14 protein-coding genes are annotated in these 20265 nt (G+C 74.0%); 2 read left to right on the top strand and 12 right to left on the bottom strand.

The genetic code is table 11. The features are described from left to right. Window position 1 precedes the first annotated feature (1 nt). The 7 genes from ACYVK7_RS15490 to ACYVK7_RS15520 form a co-directional block, all read right to left on the bottom strand. The gene (locus ACYVK7_RS15490) at window positions 2–1039 is read right to left on the bottom strand and encodes a uroporphyrinogen decarboxylase/cobalamine-independent methonine synthase family protein (RefSeq protein WP_460888617.1); all 1038 of its coding nucleotides are present in this window, start codon (window positions 1037–1039) and stop codon (window positions 2–4) included. Window positions 1040–1103: 64 nt separating this feature from the next. Continuing rightward, on the bottom strand, window positions 1104–2330 hold the full coding sequence (gene mnmA, locus ACYVK7_RS15495) for a tRNA 2-thiouridine(34) synthase MnmA (RefSeq protein WP_460888618.1): 1227 nt from the start codon (window positions 2328–2330) through the stop codon (window positions 1104–1106). Further along, complete coding sequence (locus ACYVK7_RS15500; RefSeq protein WP_460888631.1) at window positions 2327–3613, bottom strand: cysteine desulfurase family protein; 1287 nt, start codon at window positions 3611–3613, stop codon at window positions 2327–2329. Before ACYVK7_RS15500 ends, mnmA begins: the two co-directional genes overlap by 4 nt. A 206-nt stretch (window positions 3614–3819) precedes the next feature. Then, complete coding sequence (locus ACYVK7_RS15505) at window positions 3820–6009, bottom strand: PhoX family protein (protein ID WP_460888619.1); 2190 nt, start codon at window positions 6007–6009, stop codon at window positions 3820–3822. Between the two features lie 117 nt (window positions 6010–6126). Continuing rightward, window positions 6127–7260, bottom strand: a complete 1134-nt coding sequence (locus ACYVK7_RS15510) for a ThiF family adenylyltransferase (protein WP_460888620.1) — start codon at window positions 7258–7260, stop codon at window positions 6127–6129. Window positions 7261–7419: 159 nt separating this feature from the next. Beyond that, window positions 7420–8400, bottom strand: coding sequence for an electron transfer flavoprotein subunit alpha/FixB family protein (locus tag ACYVK7_RS15515; RefSeq protein ID WP_460888621.1), 981 nt, complete (start codon window positions 8398–8400; stop codon window positions 7420–7422). A gap of 14 nt (window positions 8401–8414) precedes the next feature. Next, window positions 8415–9242, bottom strand: a complete 828-nt coding sequence (locus ACYVK7_RS15520) for an electron transfer flavoprotein subunit beta/FixA family protein (protein WP_460888622.1) — start codon at window positions 9240–9242, stop codon at window positions 8415–8417. 72 nt (window positions 9243–9314) lie between these two features. On the opposite strand from ACYVK7_RS15520, the gene glgX reads away from it, so the two are divergent. Then, window positions 9315–11630, top strand: coding sequence for a glycogen debranching protein GlgX (gene glgX, locus ACYVK7_RS15525; protein ID WP_460888623.1), 2316 nt, complete (start codon window positions 9315–9317; stop codon window positions 11628–11630). A 62-nt stretch (window positions 11631–11692) separates the two neighbouring features. After that, a complete protein-coding gene (locus ACYVK7_RS15530; RefSeq protein ID WP_460888624.1) occupies window positions 11693–13408 on the top strand; it encodes an FAD-binding dehydrogenase in 1716 nt (571 codons plus the stop codon). A gap of 106 nt (window positions 13409–13514) precedes the next feature. On the opposite strand, the gene ACYVK7_RS15535 is transcribed toward ACYVK7_RS15530, so the two are convergent. The 5 genes from ACYVK7_RS15535 to ACYVK7_RS15555 all read right to left on the bottom strand — a co-directional run bounded on the left by ACYVK7_RS15535 (window position 13515) and on the right by ACYVK7_RS15555 (window position 20109). Next, window positions 13515–15059, bottom strand: a complete 1545-nt coding sequence (locus tag ACYVK7_RS15535) for an alpha/beta fold hydrolase (RefSeq protein WP_460888625.1) — start codon at window positions 15057–15059, stop codon at window positions 13515–13517. 188 nt (window positions 15060–15247) lie between these two features. After that, window positions 15248–16300: a prephenate dehydrogenase gene (locus tag ACYVK7_RS15540; protein WP_460888626.1), complete on the bottom strand. Its 1053-nt coding sequence runs from the start codon at window positions 16298–16300 to the stop codon at window positions 15248–15250. Beyond that, window positions 16297–17283 (bottom strand): prephenate dehydratase, encoded by a 987-nt coding sequence (locus tag ACYVK7_RS15545; protein ID WP_460888627.1) that lies wholly within the window; start codon window positions 17281–17283, stop codon window positions 16297–16299. Before ACYVK7_RS15545 ends, ACYVK7_RS15540 begins: the two co-directional genes overlap by 4 nt. Next, the gene (locus ACYVK7_RS15550; protein ID WP_460888628.1) at window positions 17280–18119 is read right to left on the bottom strand and encodes a hypothetical protein; all 840 of its coding nucleotides are present in this window, start codon (window positions 18117–18119) and stop codon (window positions 17280–17282) included. The genes ACYVK7_RS15545 and ACYVK7_RS15550 overlap by 4 nt, the downstream gene beginning before the upstream one ends. Window positions 18120–18153: 34 nt before the next feature. Continuing rightward, window positions 18154–20109, bottom strand: a complete 1956-nt coding sequence (locus ACYVK7_RS15555; protein ID WP_460888629.1) for a VanW family protein — start codon at window positions 20107–20109, stop codon at window positions 18154–18156. Window positions 20110–20265 lie beyond the last annotated feature (156 nt).

Genomic DNA, 20265 nt, shown 5'->3' on the forward strand with positions numbered 1-20265 from the left:
CCTACGCCTCGGCGCGCTCCGAGAGGGTCTCCGCCACGCGGCCCAGGTTGGCCAGCTCGGCGCGGTGGGCGTCGGTCGAGCCGAGCGACTGGCGGGGCGCGGCCAGCAGCGTCACGTCGGCGAGCGTCGCGGCGGACAGACCGATCCGGCGCCACGGGACCGCCACGAGGTCGGCGAGCTCGCCGAGCGCCGGGCCGGCACACTGCGAGACCTGCACCGGAGGCAGCCCGGCCCAGAGCCCCGTGCCGCGCTCCATGGCACGGGCCACCAGCTCCCAGGCGCGCTCGTTCCAGCCGCCCGGCCCGACGTCGGCCAGGTCCAGGCCCAGCGCGTCGGCACCCGCGAGCACCACGGGCGGTACTCCGACCCAGGTTCCCCCGAGGTGCACCACGGACCGCGCGCCCGCGTCCCGGACCGCCGCGAGCACCGGCTCCAGGCCGTCGACGATGTCGGGGCCCGCCACCGCCCGCAGGCGCGAGAAGCCGGAGAACGTCGGCAGCACGCCCGCGTGCACCTGACCGAGCAGCGGTTCCGCGAGCTGCACCGTCACCTCGGCGCCGGGCACCTGGTCCAGCACGTCCGACACCAGCGTGCGCACGCTCTCGGCGAGCGCGAGGCCGAGGTCGCGCCGGGCGCCGACGTCGGCGAGGACGCGGTCCCCGCGCGCCGACCACAGCTGCGCCGCCAGCGTCCACGGCCCCAGCAGCTCCACCGTGAGCCGGCCCGTGTGGCCGTGCGCGGCGATGGCGAGGGCGCCGAGGTCCTCCCGCCAGAACGCGTCGGCGCGCCGCGCGTCGACGCCGGGCCGCTCGGTGAGCTTCCAGCCGTGCGGGCCCAGTTCGACCGGCATCTCGGCGAGGCGCACCGCCGTGCGGCCCAGGGCGTCCGCGCCGGGACCGCGCTGCGTGAGCTGCGTCAGGAACGGCACGGCGTCGATACCGGTCGGCAGCTCGGCGAGCTCCCCGAGCGCCGTCTGCTGCGCCTCGAGGACATCACGCTCCGCCCCGGGCCACGGCCCATGGCCGCTCACAGCACTCATCAGGTCTCCTCTGTCCGCGATTCTGTCCGCGATTCTGTCCGCGGTCTCGTCCCAGGGACCGAGGTCAGCGCGTTCGGTCAGTGACCGGCGACCGCCAGGACCGGGCCACCGTCGCCTGGCCCAGCACGCGCGTACCGCGGTACACCACCACCGACTGGCCCGGCGCGACACCACGCAGGGGCGCGCCCGTCAGCTCGATCTCCATCGCGGGAGCCGCCTGGGACGGACCCTCGGCGTCCGGCGCCTCGCCTCCCGGGACGCCGTCACCATACGTGCCGTCGAGGCGGGCGATCGACCGCACCCGCGCAGGGACCGGCGCACCGTGGGCGCGCACCTGCACCTCGGCCTCGAACCAGCCGTCCGGGTCGGGGACGACGTCGGCCGGCACGCCGTCGAACCACAGGGCCTTCTCCCCCGTGATCCGGTCCACGCTCAGCAGCTCGGCGGGCCCGACCACCACGGTGTTGGTCGTGGGCTGCACGTCGACCACGTACCGCGCCTTGCCGTCCGCGGCCGGCCGCCCCAGGCCGAGGCCCTTGCGCTGGCCCACGGTGAAGGAGTACGCGCCGTCGTGCTCGCCCACCACCTCGCCCGAGGTGTCGACCACCGCGCCGGGCCGGGAGCCAAGGCGCGACCGGAGAAAGCCGCGGGTGTCGCCGTCGGCCACGAAGCAGATGTCGTAGGAGTCGGGCTTCGCCGACACCGACAGCCCACGGCGGGCGGCCTCCGCCCGTACCTCGTCCTTGGACGCGAACCCGCCGAGCGGGAACATGGCGCGCGCGAGCCGGTCGGCCCCGGCGACCGCGAGCACGTAGGACTGGTCCTTGGCGTCGTTCGGCGAGCGGTGCAGCTCGCGGACGGTGCGCCGGCCGCCGTCGGGCAGCGCGACCTCTCGCGTCTCGATGCGCGCGTAGTGGCCCGTGGCGACGGCGTCGAACCCGAGGGCGGTCGCCTTGTCGAGCAGGGCCTCGAACTTGATGTGCTCGTTGCAGCGCACGCACGGGTTGGGGGTGCGGCCGGCCTCGTACTCCGAGAGGAAGTCGGCCACCACGGTGTCCTCGAACCGCTCGGACAGGTCCCACACGTAGTACGGGATGCCGAGCACGTCGGCGGCCCGCCGCGCGTCGCCAGCGTCCTCGATGGAGCAGCAGCCGCGTGACCCCGTGCGGAACTGGTCGCGGTTGCGGGACAGCGCCATGTGCACGCCCACGACGTCGTGCCCCGCCTCGACGGCGAGCGCGGCGGCGACCGCGGAGTCCACACCGCCGGACATAGCGGCGAGCACCCTCATGACATGCCTCCGATGGAACGGCCGGACACCAGTCCGGCGGCCTGGGCCCGCGCGACGACCTGGGGCAGCGCGGCCACCAGGCGGTCGACGTCGGCCTCCGTGGACGTGGCCCCGAGCGAGAACCGCAGGGCGCCCCGCGCCTCGGTCTCGGGCACGCCCATCGCCAGGAGCACGTGCGACGGCTGCGGCACGCCCGCCTGGCAGGCCGACCCGGTCGAGGCCTGCACCCCCGCCGAGTCCAGCAGGTACAGCAGGGAGTCGCCCTCCGCGCCGGGGAAGGTGAAGTGGGCGTTGCCGGGCAGCCGGTCGACCGGGCCCGTGCCGCGCGGTGCGTCCGGCTCGCTCGTCGGGTGCGGCGTCGGCTCCGGGCCGCGCAGCACGGCGCTGGGCGCCGCGGCGCGCACCCGGGCCACGAGGTCGTCGCGCAGCGCGGCGAGCCGGGCGGCACGCTCCGGCATGCACCCGACGGCGTGGTGCGCGGCGACGCCGAAGGCCGCGATCGATGCCGCGTCCAGGGTGCCGGAGCGCACGCCACGCTCCTGGCCACCGCCGTGCAGCACGGCGTCGAGCGCGAGGTCGCGCCGGGCGAGCAGCGCGCCGACGCCGACGGGGCCGCCCAGCTTGTGGCCGCTCACCGTCATAGCGTCCACGCCCGACCCGGTGAAGTCCACCTCGGTCTGGCCCACCGCCTGCACGGCGTCGGTGTGCACGGGGATGCCGTACGGGCGTGCCGCACGCACGACGTCGCGGACGGGCTGGAGGGTGCCCACCTCGTTGTTGGCCCACATGACGCTGATCAGCGCGGTCTCGTCGGCGTGGGCGGCGAGCTCCGCGCGGAGGGCGTCGAGGTCGAGCCGGCCCTCACCGTCGACGGGCAGCAGCACGATCTCCGCGCCCGCGTGGCCCGCGAGCCAGAACGCCGGGTCGAGCACCGCGTGGTGCTCGACGGCGGAGACGAGGATGCGGCAGCGGCGGGTGTCCTGCGCGCGCCGGCCCCAGAAGATGCCCTTGATCGCCAGGTTGTCGGCCTCGGTGCCGCCCGCCGTGAAGATGACCTCGCTGGGCCGGGCGCCGAGCGCCTTCGCGAGCGTCTCCCGTGCCTCCTCGACGGCGCGCCTGGCCGTGCGGCCCGCGGAGTGCAGCGACGACGCGTTGCCGGTGCGCTGCGCCGCGGCCACGAACGCTGCGAGCGCCGCGGCCGACATGGGCGTGGTCGCGGCGTGGTCGAGGTACGCACCGTCCGGCTCGCGGGGCGGTGTGCCGTGCGCGCCGCTCACCGTCATGGGTGTGCGTGCGGGCTCGGGGGGCGGGGTGGTCACGGTCATCAAGTCTACGAACGCCGGGAACCCCGGATCGCATCCCGGGCTGTGAGATGACGCGAGATGCTCACCTCGCGCCCAGCCCCCAAGCCGTCGAGTGCCGGCTGCCTGTGCGGTGATCCCTGTTCGGGGCACAGACGGCCGGCACTCTACGGTCAGCGGGTGGTGGGTCAGCGGCCGGGGCGGCCGTGGCCACGGTCGCGGTAGACCTGCACCACCGTGGGGCGCGGGCCGCGGAAGTCGCCGGCCTCCACCGGCGCCCCCTCCGCGACGTAGTCGGGGAAGAACGACTGCGGCGCGTCGAACGTGCCGTCCTCGCCCGGGTGCTGCACGTTCACGTAGACCATGCCGTCACGCGAGTCGATGACCGGGCCGCAGGTCTCGGCGCCGGCCGGGACCGAGAGGAACTGCTGGACGTGCCCGCGCTCGCGGCCCGCGACCGGCACCTTGAACAGGCCGTCGCACTTGGCGATGCCGCTGGAGCTGGGCTGACCGTCGGTCGAGATCCAGAGGTTGCCCTCGGCGTCGAACGCGAGGTTGTCCGGGCAGGAGATCGGCGAGACCCGGTCCTTCGGGTAGCCCGCGAAGTACGTGCCCTCGACGGCGGGGTCGCCCGCGACGAGCAGCAGGTTCCACGTGAAGCGGGTGGAGGTCTGGTCGCCCGACGGGATGATCTCGACGACGTGGCCGTCACGGTTGCCGTTGGTGGTGGCCCCGTTCATGACCTTGTGGGTACGCGGGTTGGACTCGGTGGCACCCTCGACGGCGTTGCCCGGCGTGCGGCCCGAGTTGTTGGTGCACGCGACGTAGACGCGGCCGGTGACCGGGCTGATCTCGACGTCCTCGGGGCGGTCCATCTTCGTGGCGCCGACGGTGTCCGCCGCCAGGCGCGTGTAGACGAGCACCTCCTCGACGGACATGCCGTCCACCTGGCTGACGCCGTCGAGCACCAGGGGCAGCCATTCGCCGGAGCCGTCGAAGGCGCCGTCGGACGGGAGCGCGCCGGAGCCGTCGATCTCGGCGGCGGGCGAGTCGCCCGTGAGCCTGGCGACGTACAGGTCGCCCTCGGAGAGCAGCGTCTTGTTGTGCGCGCGCGCCCACCGCGAGCTGCCCTTGGCGACCCGGTCCTTGGAGACGAACTTGTAGATGTAGTCGAACGCCTGGTCGTCACCCATGTAGGCGACGGCGTGCCCGCGGCGGGACAGGGTGACGTTGGCACCCTCGTGCTTGAACCGGCCCATGGCGGTGTGCTTCACCGGCGGGGCGGACGGGTCGTGCGGGTCGAGCTCGACGATCCAGCCGAAGCGGTGCGACTCGTTCTCGTAGCCGGCGCCGCCGCCGAAGCGCGGGTCGTCGGCCTCCCAGTTGTAGCTGGTGGAGCGGCCGATGCCGTAGCGCGCGTCAGCGGTCGGATTGGCTCCGGCGGCCACGAAGTAGCCGTTGAAGTTCTCCTCGCCCGACAGGACGGTGCCCCACGGGGTGGTGCCGCCCGCGCAGTTGTTCATGGTGCCCAGCACGCGGGTGCCCGTCGGGTCCGCCGCGGTCTTGAGCAGGTCGGTGCCTGCGGCCGGGCCGTCGATGACGAACTCGGTGTCCATGTGGATGCGGCGGTTGACCGGGCTGATCCGCTGGTAGGACCAGGGCTTGCCGGGCGCCTTGCGGCGGACCTCGACGACGGCCATGCCGTGCGCGGCGCGCTCGATGGCGCGGGCGTAGGCGTTCTTGGTGTCGGTGACGTTGCCGGCGGCGTCGGTCTCCCAGTACTTCTCCGTGGCCGGGAACATGATCGACGCGTTCGTGTACTCGAGGTTGGACACCAGGAGGCCGCGGGTGCCGCGGCGGTCGTCGCCCGCGTCGAACGGCAGGATGTCGAGGTAGTCGCAGTTGTAGCCGAACTGCTTGGCCTGCTGCTCCGGCGACTGGTTGTGGGGGTCGAACGTGCGGGCGCCCGGCAGGATCGGGTCGCCCCAGCGGATGATCGGGTCCCACGTGTAACCGTCGGGCACCACGAGCTGGTCGACGTCGACGTGCTGCGGCTCGATCGCGCCGAAGGCCAGGCCCTTGCCGTGACCGTGGCCGGGGAAGCGCCCCTCCGGCATGGTCGCGGCGGCGGCCGACGGCGCGCCGGCGCCCTGCGCGCCGATGACCACGGCACCGGCGGCGACCGCCATCGTGCCCAGCATGGCGCGGCGGGACAGCACCGAGCTCACGACGTCCTTGAAGTACTCGTTGGCGCTCTCGTTGGGAGCGGGGTGAAGGCACGCGTCGTTGCACTTGAGACGGCAGGTGACGGGGCTGCGCTTGCCGCGCGCGTGCGTGTGCACCGTCAGCAGCTGGCGATGTTCGGGAGCGATCGTCATCGGAGGTTCTCCGGTCCGAGCTGGGGGGTAGGTCGACGTCAACCTAGGAGCAGGCGGTGTCTCGCCCGCGAAAGGTCCGGTACGCCCAGATGAACGGGACGTGTCCAGGTGGGTGCCTCACCCGAGCATCGCGCGGCTCGTGACGTCCCGCCACCCCTCGGCGCGCAGCAGCTGCTCCGCGCCACGCGAGCGCAGGCCGCGCTCGCACACCACGAGCACCGGCCCGTCGAGCGGGTGGTCCAGCAGCTCGGGCGGCAGGTTGCCGGCTGCGAGGTCCTCCAGCCGCACGAACACCGCGCCGGGCACGGCGCCCGGCCGGAGGCCGACATCGAGCAGGAGCAGGCCGGGTGCCGGTTCCGGCACCGGCAGCGGTTCCGGTTCCGGTTCCGGTTCCGGGTCCGGTTCCGGGTCCGGTTCCGGGTCCGGGCCCGGTCCCCGGGAGGACGGCGCGGCCGCCGCCGGTGCCACCGGCGCGGCGTTCAGCGGGTCCGGGCCGGCCGGCGGCGCCAGCTCGACCGTGTCCCACGTGGAGGTGCGCGCGTCGTAGACCAGCAGGCGGCCCAGTGCGGGGTCACCGGTACCGGTCAGCACCTTGACCGCCTCGACCGCCATCGTCGAGCCGACCACGCCGCACGCCGGGCTGAGCACGCCGACGGTCGAGCACGACTCCCCCTCGGGCGGCTGCGGTCCGTACACGTCCGGGTAGGTGATGGCCCGGCCGCCCGGCGCCGCCGACCAGAAGACGCTCACCTGGCCGTCCCAGCCGAGCACCGTGCCCCAGACCACGGGTAGCCCGAGGCCGGCGGCGGCGTCGGACACCGCGTAGCGCGTCTCGAACGTGTCCGAGCCGTCGAGCACCAGGTGGTAGCCGCCGAGGATCCTCGCGGCGTTGCCGCGGGTCAGCCGCTCGCGGTGTGCGATCACCTCGACGTCGGGAGCCAGCCCCCGCAGCGTGTCGGCGGCCGACTCCGTCTTGGCCCGCCCGACGTCGGCCGCGGAGTGCAGCACCTGCCGCTGCAGGTTGGACGCCTCGACGTCGTCGTCGTCGATGATGCCGAGCGTGCCGACGCCGGCGGCGGCGAGGTACTGCAGCACCGGGGAGCCGAGCCCGCCCGCGCCCACGACGACCACCCGCGACGCGGCGAGGCTCTCCTGCGCCGCCAGGCCGAACCCGTCGAGCAGGAGGTGCCGCGCCGTGCGGCGCCGCTCCGTGGGCGACAGCGGTCTCCGTCCGGACGCGAGCTGCTTCATCCCGTCATTCCACCACGAGATACGGACCGCTCAACCCGCCCCATGGCCAGTGGGCCACGCCATCGTCCGCGACCCACGCCATCGTCCGCGCTGACGCGCTGAAACGGCAGAGGATGGCGTGGTGTGCGGAGAATGGCGTGGCACCCGCACGGACCCGCCTCAGCTCCTCCGCTTGCGGATCTCCGCCGCGGCCTGCGGCAGCACGTCCGCCAACTGACCCACCACCGCGAAGTCGCAGATCTCGAAGATCGGCGCCTCCGGGTCGCTGTTCACCGCGACGATCACCTGGGAGGCCTGCATGCCGCCACGGTGGTGCGGTGCGCCCGAGATGCCGGCGCCGATGTAGACGCGGGGTGCCACGGTGACACCGGTCTGCCCCACGTAGGAGTCCCACCAGCCCTCGAACGCCGCGTCGCGGGACGCCCCGACGGCCGCGCCGAGCGCGTCCGCGAGGTCCTCGACGGGCCCGAAGTCGCCGTCGGTGCCACGACCACCGGCCACGACCACCGCGGCCTGGTCGAGGGGCGGCCGGCCGCTCGTGTCGGCCTTGACCTCGCGCGCCAGGAGCGTCACCGCGGACGGCGCCACCTCGACGGCGAACCCCTCGGTCACCGGCTCGACGGCGGCGTCAGCGGGCTGCGCGACCGCCGAGTTGGCCCGGACGGTCACCACGGCGACATCGGTGGTCACCGCGCACCGGGTGTCCCACGCGCCGGCGAACACGCGCTTGCCCGCCACGATCCGGCCGTTCTCGGCCTCGTCCACGGCGGCCGCGTCGATGACCAGACCGGCCCCGAGCTCGTGAGCCGTGAGCGCGGCGGCCTCCTTGGCCGCGAACGACGTGGGCAGGAGCACCACGTCGGCGTCCGTGCGGCGCACGGCGGCCGCCAGGCCCGCGGCGACGACGGCCGGCAGGTGCCGCTCGTCGCCGCTCACGTGGACGCCGGCGCGGGCTGGCTCGGCCTGGTGCACCGTCTCGACGCCGTAGGCGCCGAGCTGCGCGAGCACCTCCACGGTCGGGGCCTCCAGGGCGACCGCCTCGACCCGGCCGAGGCCGCGCGCGATGGTGAGCAGCTCGAGCACGCTGGTCCGTACCTCGGTCGCGGGGTCGAGCAGGACCAGGACTGTGCGGTTGGTCATCGGGTGCCTCTCAGTCAGACCAGGTCGTTACGGATCAGGAAGTCGGCGAGCGCCACGCCGCCCTCGCCCTTGTCGGTGACGATCTCGGGCTCGGCGCGCTCCGGCCGCGGTTCGGCGGAGAGCGTCTCGGTCCGTGCACCCGTGGTGCCCGCGACGGCGGTGTCGAACCCCAGGTCGGCCGGGGACCACACCTCGATCTCCTTGGTGCGGGCCGCCATGATGAGCTTGAAGCCAGGGAAGCGCGGCTGGTTGGCGGCGTCCGTCACGGACAGGACGGCCGGCAGCGGCGCGGAGAGCCGCTCGGTCACGTCGTCGATCTCGCGGGTGATGGTGAGCACGCGCGCCGAGCCCTCCGCCGGCGCCGGCTCCACCTTCTTGGCGAGGTTCAGCGTGGGCAGACCGAGCTCGGCGCCGAGCAGCGTCGGGACCACCGAGCCCAGGCCGTCGAGCGCGGCCATGCCGGTCACCACGAGGTCCACCGGCCCCTCCTCGCCGACCTTGCGGACGGCGGCGGCCAGCACGGCGGCGGTGCCGAAGTAGTCGGAGCCGGCCAGGGCGTCGTCGGACACGCGGATGCCGCGGTCCACGCCGAGCTGGAACGCCTTGCGCAGCGCGACGTCGCCGTCGGGGCCGGCCATGGTGACCACCACGACCTCACCGTCGTCCGGGCCGATGGCGCCGGACTCGCGCTCGGCCTCGACGAGCCGCAGCGCGGCCTCGACGGCGTTCTCGTCCAGCTCGTTGAGGGTGCCCTCGGCAGCGGAGCGCACGACCCGACCACCAGCGAAACCGCGCTCGGTGCTGATGTCCGGGACGTACTTGACGGTGACCACGATGCGCATGAGGTAAACGGTACGACGTCGGGCGGCGTGTGACGGATCCCGTCCACAGGCGGGCCTGCAACGATTGGGCGCATGGTGCAGTCACGACGAGCAGAACCGCAGCGCGCCCCGGGCGACCCGGCGCCGCGGCCGGTGGTCCGGCCGCTCATCCGGCCGACGGCCCGGCGGAGCCACGTGCCGCCCCTCGGGGTCTACGTCACGCCGGACGGCGGCATCGACGCGGCCGTCCTCGCGTCCCACGCGACCGCCGTCGACCTGTGCCTCATCGACGTCGCCGACCCGTCCCTGGACGAGCACGACCCCGACCGGTACACCGAGCGACGCGTCGAGATGGTGGGGCCCGTGTACGGCGTCTGGCACACGCACGTCCCCGACGTCGCCCCCGGCCAGCGCTACGGGTTCCGCGTGTACGGACCGTGGGACCCGCGCGCCGGGCTGCGGCACAACCCGGCCAAGCTGCTGATCGACCCGTACGCCCGCGGGTTCGCCGGCCGGCTGCGCTACGGGCCGGAGGTGGTCGGCTCGGTGTCCACGGAGCGCGAGCCGGGCTGGTGGCTCGGCGACCCCTACGGCGCGCCCGACGAGACCGACTCGCTGCCCTACGTGCCGCACTCCGTCGTCGTCGCGCCGCTGCCGCCACCCGCTCCCCTGTCCCGGCCGCGCGTGCCGTGGGCCGAGACCGTCGTCTACGAGGCGCACGTGCGCGGCCTGACGATGCTCCGCGAGGACGTCCCGGCCGAGCTGCGCGGCACCTACGCCGGAGTGGCGCACCCCGCCGTCGTCGAGCACCTGTTGAGCCTCGGTGTGACCACGCTCGAGCTGCTGCCGATCCACAAGAGCGTGGCCGAGCCGCGCCTCGCCGCCCAGGACCTGCCGAACTACTGGGGCTACAACACCCTCGGGTTCTTCGCGCCCAACGCCGCGTACGCGACCCGCGCGGCACAGGAGCAGGGCGCCGAGGCCGTGCTCGACGAGGTGCGCGGCATGGTGCACCTGCTGCACGAGGCCGGCATCGAGGTGCTGCTCGACGTGGTCTACAACCACACCTGCGAGGGCGGCGACGACGGGCTGCACGTGGCCTGGCGCGGCCTCGACAACCCCGTCTACTACCTGCACGACGGCGCGTCGCCGGCGGCGCTCGCCGACGTCGCCGGCACGGGCAACTCGCTGGACTTCCGGCGCCCGCGCGTGATCCAGCTGGCCCTGGACTCGCTGCGGTACTGGGCCGAGACCGTGGGCGTGGACGGTTACCGGTTCGACCTGGCGGTGACCCTGGGCCGCGGCAACGTCGGGTTCGACCCGGACCACCCGTTCCTGGTGGCCCTGCAGACCGACCCCGTGCTGTCGGGTCTCAAGCTGGTGGCGGAGCCCTGGGACGTGGGGCCCGGCGGCTGGCAGACGGGTTCGTTCCCGTCGCCCATGGCGGAGTGGAACGACCGGTTCCGCGACGCCGCGCGCGGCTTCTGGCTGGACGCGCCCAAGCAGGGCGCGCGCGGGCAGGAGATGCTCGGGCTGCGCGACCTCGCGACGCGGCTCGCGGGGAGCGCCGACCTGTTCGGGCCGGGCGACCCGCCGCTGGTGCGCGGCCCGGTGGCCTCCGTGAACTACGTGACGGCGCACGACGGCTTCACGCTCGCGGACCTCGTGGCCTACGACCACAAGCACAACGAGGCCAACGGCGAGGACAACCGCGACGGGACGGACAACAACCTGTCGTGGAACCACGGGATCGAGGGCCACACGCCGACGGGTGACGACGCCACCACGGAACCGTGGCAGGCGATCGTGCCCCCGCGCCGCCGGTCGCAGCGCAACCTGCTGGGCACCCTGCTGCTCGCCGCCGGCACGCCCATGCTCACCGCGGGCGACGAGTTCGGGCGCAGCCAGGGCGGCAACAACAACGCGTACGTCCAGGACAACGAGGTCTCCTGGCTGCGGTGGTCGCTGGACGACGCCGCGAACGACCTGCTGGAGACCACCCGGTACCTGCTGCGGCTGCGACGCGAGCATCCGGCGCTGCGTGCCGACTCGTTCTTCCTGGGCTCGCCCCGGCCGCACGAGTCCGACCCGGACCTGCTCTGGTACGCGCGGACGGGTGACCTGATGGAGCCCGACATGTGGAACGAGCCCTGCCGGCGCGTGCTGCAGATGCTGCGGCCGGGCCCGACGGCGGGGGACGCGGACGTGCTCCTGGTGGTCAACGGCGGCCTGGACGACGCCCACGTGACGCTGCCCGAGCGGGACGGCGACGGCAACGCGCCGTGGGAGCTCGTGTGGGACTCCTCCTGGGACTTCCCCTTCGTCCCGGAGGACGAGGCGGGCCCGCGGACCTCGGTGACGATGGACGCCCTCAGCCTTCAGGTGCTGCTCTCCCCCGGTGCTACGTAGTTCACCCACGATGTGGCCTCCGGGGTGCGGCGCGGTAGGTATGTCCTGGTTACAGTGCGTTCATGACTGACTCCGTCCACAACAACGACGTTGCCGCCACGGTCGACACCGACGTCATCGTCATCGGCGCGGGTCTGTCGGGGCTCGTCACCGCGACGGAGCTGACGGCCGCGGGCAGGCGGGTGGTCCTGCTCGACCAGGAGCCCGCGGCGTCGCTGGGCGGGCAGGCCTGGTGGTCCTTCGGCGGCCTGTTCCTCGTGGACTCCCCCGAGCAGCGCCGCCTCAAGGTCAAGGACTCCGCCGACCTCGCGTTCGCGGACTGGCTCGGTTCCGCCCAGTTCGCACCCGGCGCCGAGCGCGGTGAGGGCCCGGACCGGTACGGCTACCGGTGGGCGAAGGCGTTCGTGGAGTTCGCGGCCGGCGACCTGCGCTCCTGGATGCACGCCAAGGGCGTGCGCTGGTTCCCGCTGGTGCAGTGGGCGGAGCGAGGCGGCTACCAGGCCGGCGGGCACGGTAATTCCGTGCCGCGGTTCCACGTCACGTGGGGCACCGGCCCCGCCGTCGTCGAGCCGTTCGTCGTCGCGGCCCGCGAGGCCAACCGCGCGGGACTGCTCGACCTGCGCTTCCGGCACCGGGTCACGTCGCTGGTCACCACGGACGGCCGCGTCACCGGGGTGCGCGCGGAGATCCTGGCCGACGACGACGCCGGCCGCGGCGAGCCCTCCGGCCGCACCGTGACCGGCGAGGTCGAGCTGTCGGCGCACGCGGTCGTCGTCGCGAGCGGCGGGATCGGCGCGAACCACGACCTGGCGCGCGCGCACTGGTCCGCCGACGCGGGTCGCCTGCCGGAGCGCATGCTGTCCGGCGTGCCGGACTCGACGGACGGGCTCATGCTCGGGGCCGCCGCGGCGTCCGGCGCGGCGCTCGTGCACGAGGACCGCATGTGGCACTACCCGGAGGGCATCGCGAACCACTCGCCGGTCTGGTCCAAGCACGGCATCCGGATCCTGCCCGGCCCGTCGTCGCTCTGGCTCGACGCCGACGGCGGCCGCCTGCCCGGCCCGCTGTTCCCGGGCTTCGACGCCCTCGGCGCGCTGCGGCACGTCACCACCCGCGGCGACGACCACTCCTGGTTCGTGCTGAACAAGACGATCATGGAGAAGGAGTTCGCGCTCTCGGGCTCCGAGCAGAACCCCGACCTGACCGGCAAGTCGGTGCCGCAGCTGCTGGAACGGGTGCGCGGGAGGTCCGTGCCGGTGCGGACGTTCGCCGAGCAGTCGGAGGAGTTCCTCTGGGCGGATTCTCCCGCCGAGCTCGCCGCGAAGATGAACGCGCTGACCGAGGCCACCGAGGGCTCGTCCGGGCACGTCGACGGCGAGGCGCTGGCCGCCCTCATCACCGCCCGCGACGCGCAGGTCGCCACCGGGCTGGGCAAGGACCCGCAGGTCGTGGCGACGGCGGCCGCGCGACACTTCATCGTGGACAAGGCGATCCGGGTGGCACCGCCGCGCTCCCTCACCCATCCCGAGGACGGGCCGCTGCTCGCCGTGCGCCTGTCGGTACTGACGCGCAAGACGCTCGGCGGGCTCTGGTGCGACGAGACGGGCCGTGCGCTCACCCCGGACGGTCACGTGCTGGAGGGCCTCTGGGCGGTGGGTGAGGCCGCGGGCTTCGGCGGCGGTGGCGTGCACGGGCACCGCGCGCTGGAGGGCACGTTCCTGGGCGGCTGCCTCTTCACGGGCCGCACGACGGGCCGCGCCCTGGCGGCGGCGCTGTGAGCGCGGCCGTCGGGGCACGGCGACGGGGCTCCCGGTGGCACGGCCGTCGTACACCGCCGTGCCATCAGGAGCCCCGTCTACCGGCACCTACCGCCGGCGGGCACGGTCACCGCGGAGCGACGTCGGCGCAGACGACCTTCTCGTCCGGCAGCCTGCCCGTGGTCAGGAACGTCACCGTCGCCTCGTCCACGCACGTGGAGCCCTGGCCGTAGACGTAGTGCCCGCCGTTCTCCGCGCCGACGAAGGCCGCCCGCCGGCCGAGGACCTCGTACAGCCCGAGGCCGTCCTCCCACGGTGTGGCGTTGTCCCTGCGGTTCTGCAGGATCAGGGTGTTGCGCGGTCCCTCGTCGGTCACGGCGACGGGCTCCTCGACCGGCTCGGGCCAGAAGGCGCACGCCCAGATGTTGGCGGGCATCCCCGCGCTGAGCGGCCAGGCCGCGCGGTCCTGGGCGGTGCGGCGGGCGTAGTCGTCGACGTCGTCGGACCACCGCGCGTCACCACAGGTCAGTGCCAGGAACATGGTGGCCTGGTTGTCCGCGGGCACGCCAGGGGTCGGCGGCGGCCCGGCGAACACCTGCTGCAGCACCTCGCCGTCCGCCTCGGTGAGCGCGCCGTCGGCCAGCCCGGCGGCTGCCTTCCAGAGCTGCGCGAGCATCGGGAGCGAGTCGTTGCTCAGCAGGAGGCTGTAGGTGAGGGTGCGCAGCATCGCACCGGTCAGGGCCAGCTCGGTGCCGGGGACGGGCGCGGGAGCGCGGTCGAGGCGGTCGACGAGCTCGAGGTAGTTCTGGGTCACCTCGTCGACGGTGCCGCCCAGTCCGAGCGTGGCGTCCTGCGCCGCGGCGACCTGCGCCGCGTCGGGGAAGCGGTCCGCCATGGCCTTGCCCCAGTTGTCCTTCGCGTTCGCCCAGACCTTCGTGGGGTCGACGTTGCCCTCGAGGACCACCCGGTCGGCGTGCTCAGGGAACAGCGACGAGTAGACGGCGCCGAGGTAGGTGCCGTAGGACTGGCCCCAGTAGGAGATCTGGTCCTCACCGAGTGCCGCACGGATGCGGTCCAGGTCGCGGGCCGTGTTGGCGGTGGTGAAGTACCGGAGCTTCTCGCCGGCGTTGGTCGCGCACAGGTCGGCGTGGCCGCGGGCCCGGTCGACGTTCGCGGTGATCGAGCCGTCCGCGGCCGGGTACGGGAAGAGGCCGGCGAGAGACGGGTCCTCGAGACCACAGCTCTGCGGGGTGCTGTGCCCGACCCCGCGGGGGTCGAAGCCGATCAGGTCGTAGGCCGCCAGCACCGACGACGGCAGGGTCGGCGCCACGGCGCCCGGTGTGTCCAGACCGGGCAGCGCCGGGCCGCCCGGGTTCAGCAGCAGGACACCGCGGCGGTCGCCGGACTTCGCTGCCGGCAGCTTCGACACGGCCAGCTCGATCTGCTCGCCACCGGGGTCCTGGTAGTCGAGCGGAACCAGCAGCGTTCCGCAGGTGAGCCGCGGGTCGCGCCTGGTGCCCTCGCCCTCGCCCTCGGGCAGGGCCGGGCACTCGCCCCAGGTGATGTTCGGCGTGGAGGCAGTCTCCCCCGGTGACGCGTCGCTCGTCGCGCCGCCTTCCGGGACCCCGCCACAGGCCGCCACCGCGACGGTGAGCGCCGCCGCGATCACCACGCCGGCGAACCTCCTGGGATTACCGGCTCCCGCTGACCGTCGCGTTGTCTTCAACACCCTTGTCCTCCAGTTCTCGACCTGCGGCGACGCACTCACGCCGTCGCTGGAGAACCTATGAGAGACCGTGGCGGCACGAATCCCCTCGGTGTGGACAGTTCTCTGTCCTCTCACGGGGGATCCGTCCCCGGCTACCGCAGCAGCGCCTCGCCGGCATCCACGCCGAGCACCACGGCCCCCGCCGCGCAGCGGGCCACCAGCTCCGCCGGCCAGTCGCCCGTCAGCCGCACCGTCTCGATGTCCGGCCCGACGTCGCCTCGCGCCCCGTCGCCCGGGTGCAGGCCCGTCACGCGCGGCCCGCCCGGGCGGCCGATCAGCTCTCGCACCGGGTCGGGGCGGTCGAAGAACCAGTGGGTCGGCGCGTTCGAGTCCAGCGCCTCGGCGAGCCGCTCGATCTCCCGGGCCGCGAGCCGGAGCGCAGGGGCCACCCAGGCGGCGTTCTCGGTGACCATCGCCTCGGTGCGACGCGGGTCGGTGAGCCCCACCCGGGTGCCGTCCCGGAACGATCCCGCCGCGAGTCCCAGCGCCAGGTCCCGGACCGGCGCGCTCGCCACCGCCCCGAGCAGCTGGGTGGCGAGAACGTGCGGCACGTGGGACACGAGCGCGGCGGCCTCGTCGTGCAGCTCGTCGGTCAGCACGGCGGCCGTTCCCCCGAGGGGGCCCGTGACCAGGCGCAGCACCCGTTCCAGGCGGGCGGGGTCGGTCCCCGCGACCTCTGCTGCCGCCGCCGCACAGGTCACCGCCCACGGGATGCCCTGCATCAGCTCCGCCGACGACGCCCCGAAACCGCTCCGCTCCGTCCCCGACATCGGGTGCGCACCCACGTAGCGGTCACCCAGCCCGGCGTCCACGACCGCCTCGCGCACGGGGGCCTTCACCGAGCCGACGTCGGTCACCGTCGGGTCCCAGCCCTGCTCCCCCGCGAGCGCCTCGGCGAGATCGCCCGCGACGGCCCGCATGGCGCGCAGCGGCGCGGCGAGCACCACGATCTCGGGCCGGTGGGCGGCCAACCCCGCGATGTCGTCCACCACGGAGAGGCCCGCCGCGCGCGCCTCCGGGGCAGAGGCCGGGTCCGTCGCGACGACCGGCACGGCTGCCGCCTGCAGGGCCCTGGCCAGGGAGCCGCCGATCAGGCCGAGGCCCACGATGCCGACCGGGCCGCTCTGGGCGCCGAGGCCGCTCACCAGAGCAGCCCTCGGCCCTGCGCGGGCCCCGGGTCCTTCGCCGACACGGAGCCGACCGGGGCGTGGTCCGGGTCGAGCACGCCGTCCAGTGCCCGGAACCCGGCGCCGGCCGGGAACAGGCCGAGCGTCTTGAGCGAGTCGCCCGCGGCGAGCAGGTCGTTCAGCACCTCGCGTGCGCCCTGGTCCCATGGGGCCTCGTCGAACGTCACGACGAAGACGTACTTGCTCTCCTGGGCCTTGAGCGGCCGGGTGATCAGGCTGGACATGTTCACGCCGCGGTCGCCGAACGCGGCGGTGATCCGGGCCAGCACGCCCGGCCCGGTCACGGGGGGAGTGATGGCCACCATGGTCCGCCAGGCGGTCACGCCGGCGTCACGTGAGCGCGCCAGGTGCGCCTCTGCCGCGCTCCGCCGCGTCAGGACCAGGAACCGGGTACGGCCGCCGCGGAAGTCCTCGACCGCCGTCGCGTAGGTCTCAAGACCGTAGAGCTCGCCGCAGATCGTGGGGCCCAGCGCGATGGTCCCCGGACCCGCGTCGCGGCAGGCGGCAGCGTTGGACGACGCCGGGGCGGTCGCCAACCCGGTCCCCGTGACGAACCCGGCGCACTGCGCCAGCCCGTGCGGGTGTGCGGACACCTCGGTCAGCTCTCCGTGGCCGGGGCGCACGAACGCGTCGAACGACACGTCGAGCGCCACCTCGTCGACGGCGACGACGTCCGCGCTGGACAGCAGGGTGTCCAGCGACGGCACCACGTAGCCCTCGACGGAGGACTCGATGGCGACGATCCCCACGTCGGCGGCGCCGGTGGCCACGGCGTCGTGCACGTTCTTGACGGTGTCCAGCGGTTCGACGGTCAGGGCGTCCGCCGAGCCCCCTGGTGTGGCATGCCGGCGCGCCCAGTCGAGCGTCGCCTGGTGCGTGAACGTCCCCTCCGGACCCAGGTAGGCGGCCCGCGTGCCGTGCTCGGCGCCCCGCACGGTCACGCCCACCGCGGCGTCAGGGCGTCCGGGCCGGGCACGAATGCCTCGCCCGGCAGCACGGCGAGCGTCCGGTGCGCGACGCCCTGCCTGGTCAGTGCGTCGACCAGGTCGCTGAGCCGCTGCGACGTCGGGCACGAGAACGACGTGAAGAACACGTGCGGCCCGTCCGTCGAGGGCTGACTACGCAGGTGGTCCAGGTCGAGACCGGCGTCCGCGATGAGGGCGAGCGTCGGCTGGAGGGAGCCGAGGTGGTCGTCGACCGGGCCGAACGCGAGCCACACCTGCGCGGGCTCGGTGAACGGCGGCCAGTCGCCACGGGACTCCAGCAGCCCGTACCAGACGGGACCACCCTCGGCGAGGGCCGCGCTGTCCGGGAGCTCGGTGAACCCCGCGGGGACCCGGGAGCGCTCGATCACGAGCGACCCGCTCTCACCGGCCAGGGCGATCCGCTCCTCGACCGTCGCGCGCGTGGGCACCAGACGAGGGCTCGCACCAAGGGTGCGCAGCACGCCGGCGCAGTCCCGCATGCCTGCCTCGTCGATCACCACCTGACCCACCGTGGCACCCGCGCCCACCCAGACCCACTGCCCCGGGACCGCCACGGCGCCCGTCACGATCAGCGACGGCGCGCCCTCCAGGAGGGCGCGCTCGAGACCTGGCGCGGGGTGCTCCGGGTGTCCCAGATGCACCACCGCGGCCAGGCCCTCGATGCCGGCGACCGTGGCGAGCGTGTCCGCCGTGGTGCCGAGGTCCAGCAGCTCGACCGGGTCGTTCCAACCTGCCATCTGCGCGGCAAGCACCGCGTGCGCGGGAGACTCCCGCTCGCTACGTCCAAGCATGTGCGCAACCTACCGCCGGTCGGTCGCTCAGGCCTTACGGCTTGTCGCACACCACGGGGTTGTCGGGGTTGTAGGTGTGGTTGAACGAGTTCTCCTTGGCCAGCTCGTCGCCCACGTAGACCTTGCGGTGGATGCTGATCGAGAACCCGTCCTCACCACCCGGGTACGGCTGGCAGTCCGCCGACGAGTCGTGGACCACGGACTTCGGCACGATGCTCTGCTTGCCGCTGTTGCTCTCCTCGACCCGGTAGTGCTTGGTGCTCCAGACCCTGACCCAGAGCTCGCCGCCGGCCACGTAGGACTGCAGCACGGCGCCGTACGGGGTGTCGTTGGTGAACTTCATGTCCTTGGCACCCACGTAGATCGTGGCCTCACGCCCCGGGGGGTAGCGCGGGAACCAGTACGAGTGCGCGTGGTGCTCGATGTCCTCGAACCCGGCGAAGAAGCCCGCGTTGAACGTGGTCGTCGCCATCTGCGACAGGCCGCCACCCACCGCCTCGACGTGCTTGCCGTTCTCGACCACGCCGGCGTCGAAGTACCCGTTCTCGAGCGTGATCGGCGCGAGCGCGTCCAGCAGGGAGAACGTCTCCCCCGGCTTGATCAGGTCGCCGGTGATCATCTGCGCACCGCGCACCAGGTTCTGCGTGCGCACCGGCTCGTTCGTCAGCGGCGTGTGGAACTCGGAGACGACCTCCTTGACCCCCAGGGCCTCCAGGGACTCGACGGTCTCCTTCGGGTCCTGCTCGACCAGCTCTACCGACGTCTCACGGTCGTCGCTCGTCGCGGCGACCCGCACGGCCTTGGCCGCCTCCGCGGGGTCGAGGGTGGTGCCGGTCTTGCCCTCCACCACGGTCGGCTTGCCGCCCACGAACTCGAAGTGCGCGTCGTCCGGGAGCTGCAGCAGGTCCGTGGTGCCGTCGACGACAGCCGCGACGGTCGCCTCCTTGTCCACGATGGTGGCCAGCTTGCCGTCCTTCTGCTCGAACCGGAACAGCCCGGCCAGCACCTCGGGCGAGAGCACAGGGGACTGCTCGCCCACGGCCACCGTGACCGGCGCCGAGACGATCTTCTGCGCCACGGCGAGGCCGTCCTCGGTCTCCTGCTGCGTGACGGCCGGCTCGACCGGCTCGACCGGCAGGTCGAAGGGGCCCTCCTCGAGGAGCCAGCGCTCCTGGATGATGCGCGCCGTCTCGCTCGCGACGATCCGCGAGCCCTCCTTGGCGTCCGTCTTGACCGCCTGCCCGTCGACGAACGCGACGGTACCGTTCACCGCGTCGACGGCCAGAGAGTCCTCGAGCCCCGCCACGGCGGAACCGAACTTCTCCTCGTCGACCGCCAGGACGAGCTCCTCGTCGGCGCCACCGAACATGTGCGCCCACATCCGGGTCGGGCTCAGTGAGAACCCGGTGAGCTCCGCGACGGTGGCCTCCGCGTCGACGGAGAGACCGCTCGGCTCCGCGGAGAGCTGGGCCTTGCCCTCGCCCGCGGTGAGCTCGATCGGCTCCTTGGCCCGCGGGGCGAGCTGCTCCGTGATCGCCGATGCCGCCTCGGCCCGCGTCATGCCGCCCACGTCGACGCCCGCCACGGTGGTCTCGCGGGGCGCGGTGTCGCTCACGGCCCACGCCGCCACGGCGTAGATCCCGAACAGCACCACGACGGCCAGCACCATGAGCAGGGCCACCTTGGGGCCGCGGCGCGGAGCACCGTCGCCGGCGAGGCCGAAGAACTCACCCTGGCCGGCCCCGCCCGAGCCGTACGGGCCCATCGGGCCGGTGGGGCCGTGCGGGCCGGTGGGGCCGTGCGGGCCGCCGGGGCCGCCCGGTCCGTTCGGACCGCCGGGGCCCTGCGGTGCGCCCGGGCCCTGCCCGGGGGCCGCCATGGGCGTCCCCTCGGAGCGCACGGGCGACCAGCGGGTACCGGCCACCCGCTGGATCGCACCGGTCAGCGGCTTGAGGAAGGAGTTCTGCTCCGCGGGCGGCGGGGGCGCCATGCCTGGGCCTGCCGCGGCGGGCGGCAGAGCGTTCGACGGCGGCACCAGCGAGCGTGGCTGGACCGACGGCGGCGCCGACGGCGCAGGCGGGGCCGGCATCGCGGCAGCGCGCGCCGCGGCGTACCCGGCGGCGGACGCGCCGGCCGCCGCTGCACC

It is taken from the genome of Promicromonospora xylanilytica (assembly GCF_054782895.1).

Bases quoted from the DNA above. Each gene is read 5' to 3' on its own strand.
- ACYVK7_RS15510 (WP_460888620.1), bottom strand. From the start codon at position 7,260: ATGAAGCAGCTCGCGTCCGGACGGAGACCGCTGTCGCCCACGGAGCGG.
- ACYVK7_RS15550 (WP_460888628.1), bottom strand. From the start codon at position 18,119: ATGCTTGGACGTAGCGAGCGGGAGTCTCCCGCGCACGCGGTGCTTGCC.
- ACYVK7_RS15520 (WP_460888622.1), bottom strand. From the start codon at position 9,242: ATGCGCATCGTGGTCACCGTCAAGTACGTCCCGGACATCAGCACCGAG.
- ACYVK7_RS15500 (WP_460888631.1), bottom strand. From the start codon at position 3,613: ATGACGGTGAGCGGCGCGCACGGCACACCGCCCCGCGAGCCGGACGGT.
- ACYVK7_RS15530 (WP_460888624.1), top strand. From the start codon at position 11,693: ATGACTGACTCCGTCCACAACAACGACGTTGCCGCCACGGTCGACACC.
- glgX (WP_460888623.1), top strand. From the start codon at position 9,315: ATGGTGCAGTCACGACGAGCAGAACCGCAGCGCGCCCCGGGCGACCCG.
- mnmA (WP_460888618.1), bottom strand. From the start codon at position 2,330: ATGAGGGTGCTCGCCGCTATGTCCGGCGGTGTGGACTCCGCGGTCGCC.
- ACYVK7_RS15515 (WP_460888621.1), bottom strand. From the start codon at position 8,400: ATGACCAACCGCACAGTCCTGGTCCTGCTCGACCCCGCGACCGAGGTA.
- ACYVK7_RS15555 (WP_460888629.1), bottom strand. From the start codon at position 20,109: ATGGCGCCCCCGCCGCCCGCGGAGCAGAACTCCTTCCTCAAGCCGCTG.
- ACYVK7_RS15490 (WP_460888617.1), bottom strand. From the start codon at position 1,039: ATGAGTGCTGTGAGCGGCCATGGGCCGTGGCCCGGGGCGGAGCGTGAT.
- ACYVK7_RS15505 (WP_460888619.1), bottom strand. From the start codon at position 6,009: ATGACGATCGCTCCCGAACATCGCCAGCTGCTGACGGTGCACACGCAC.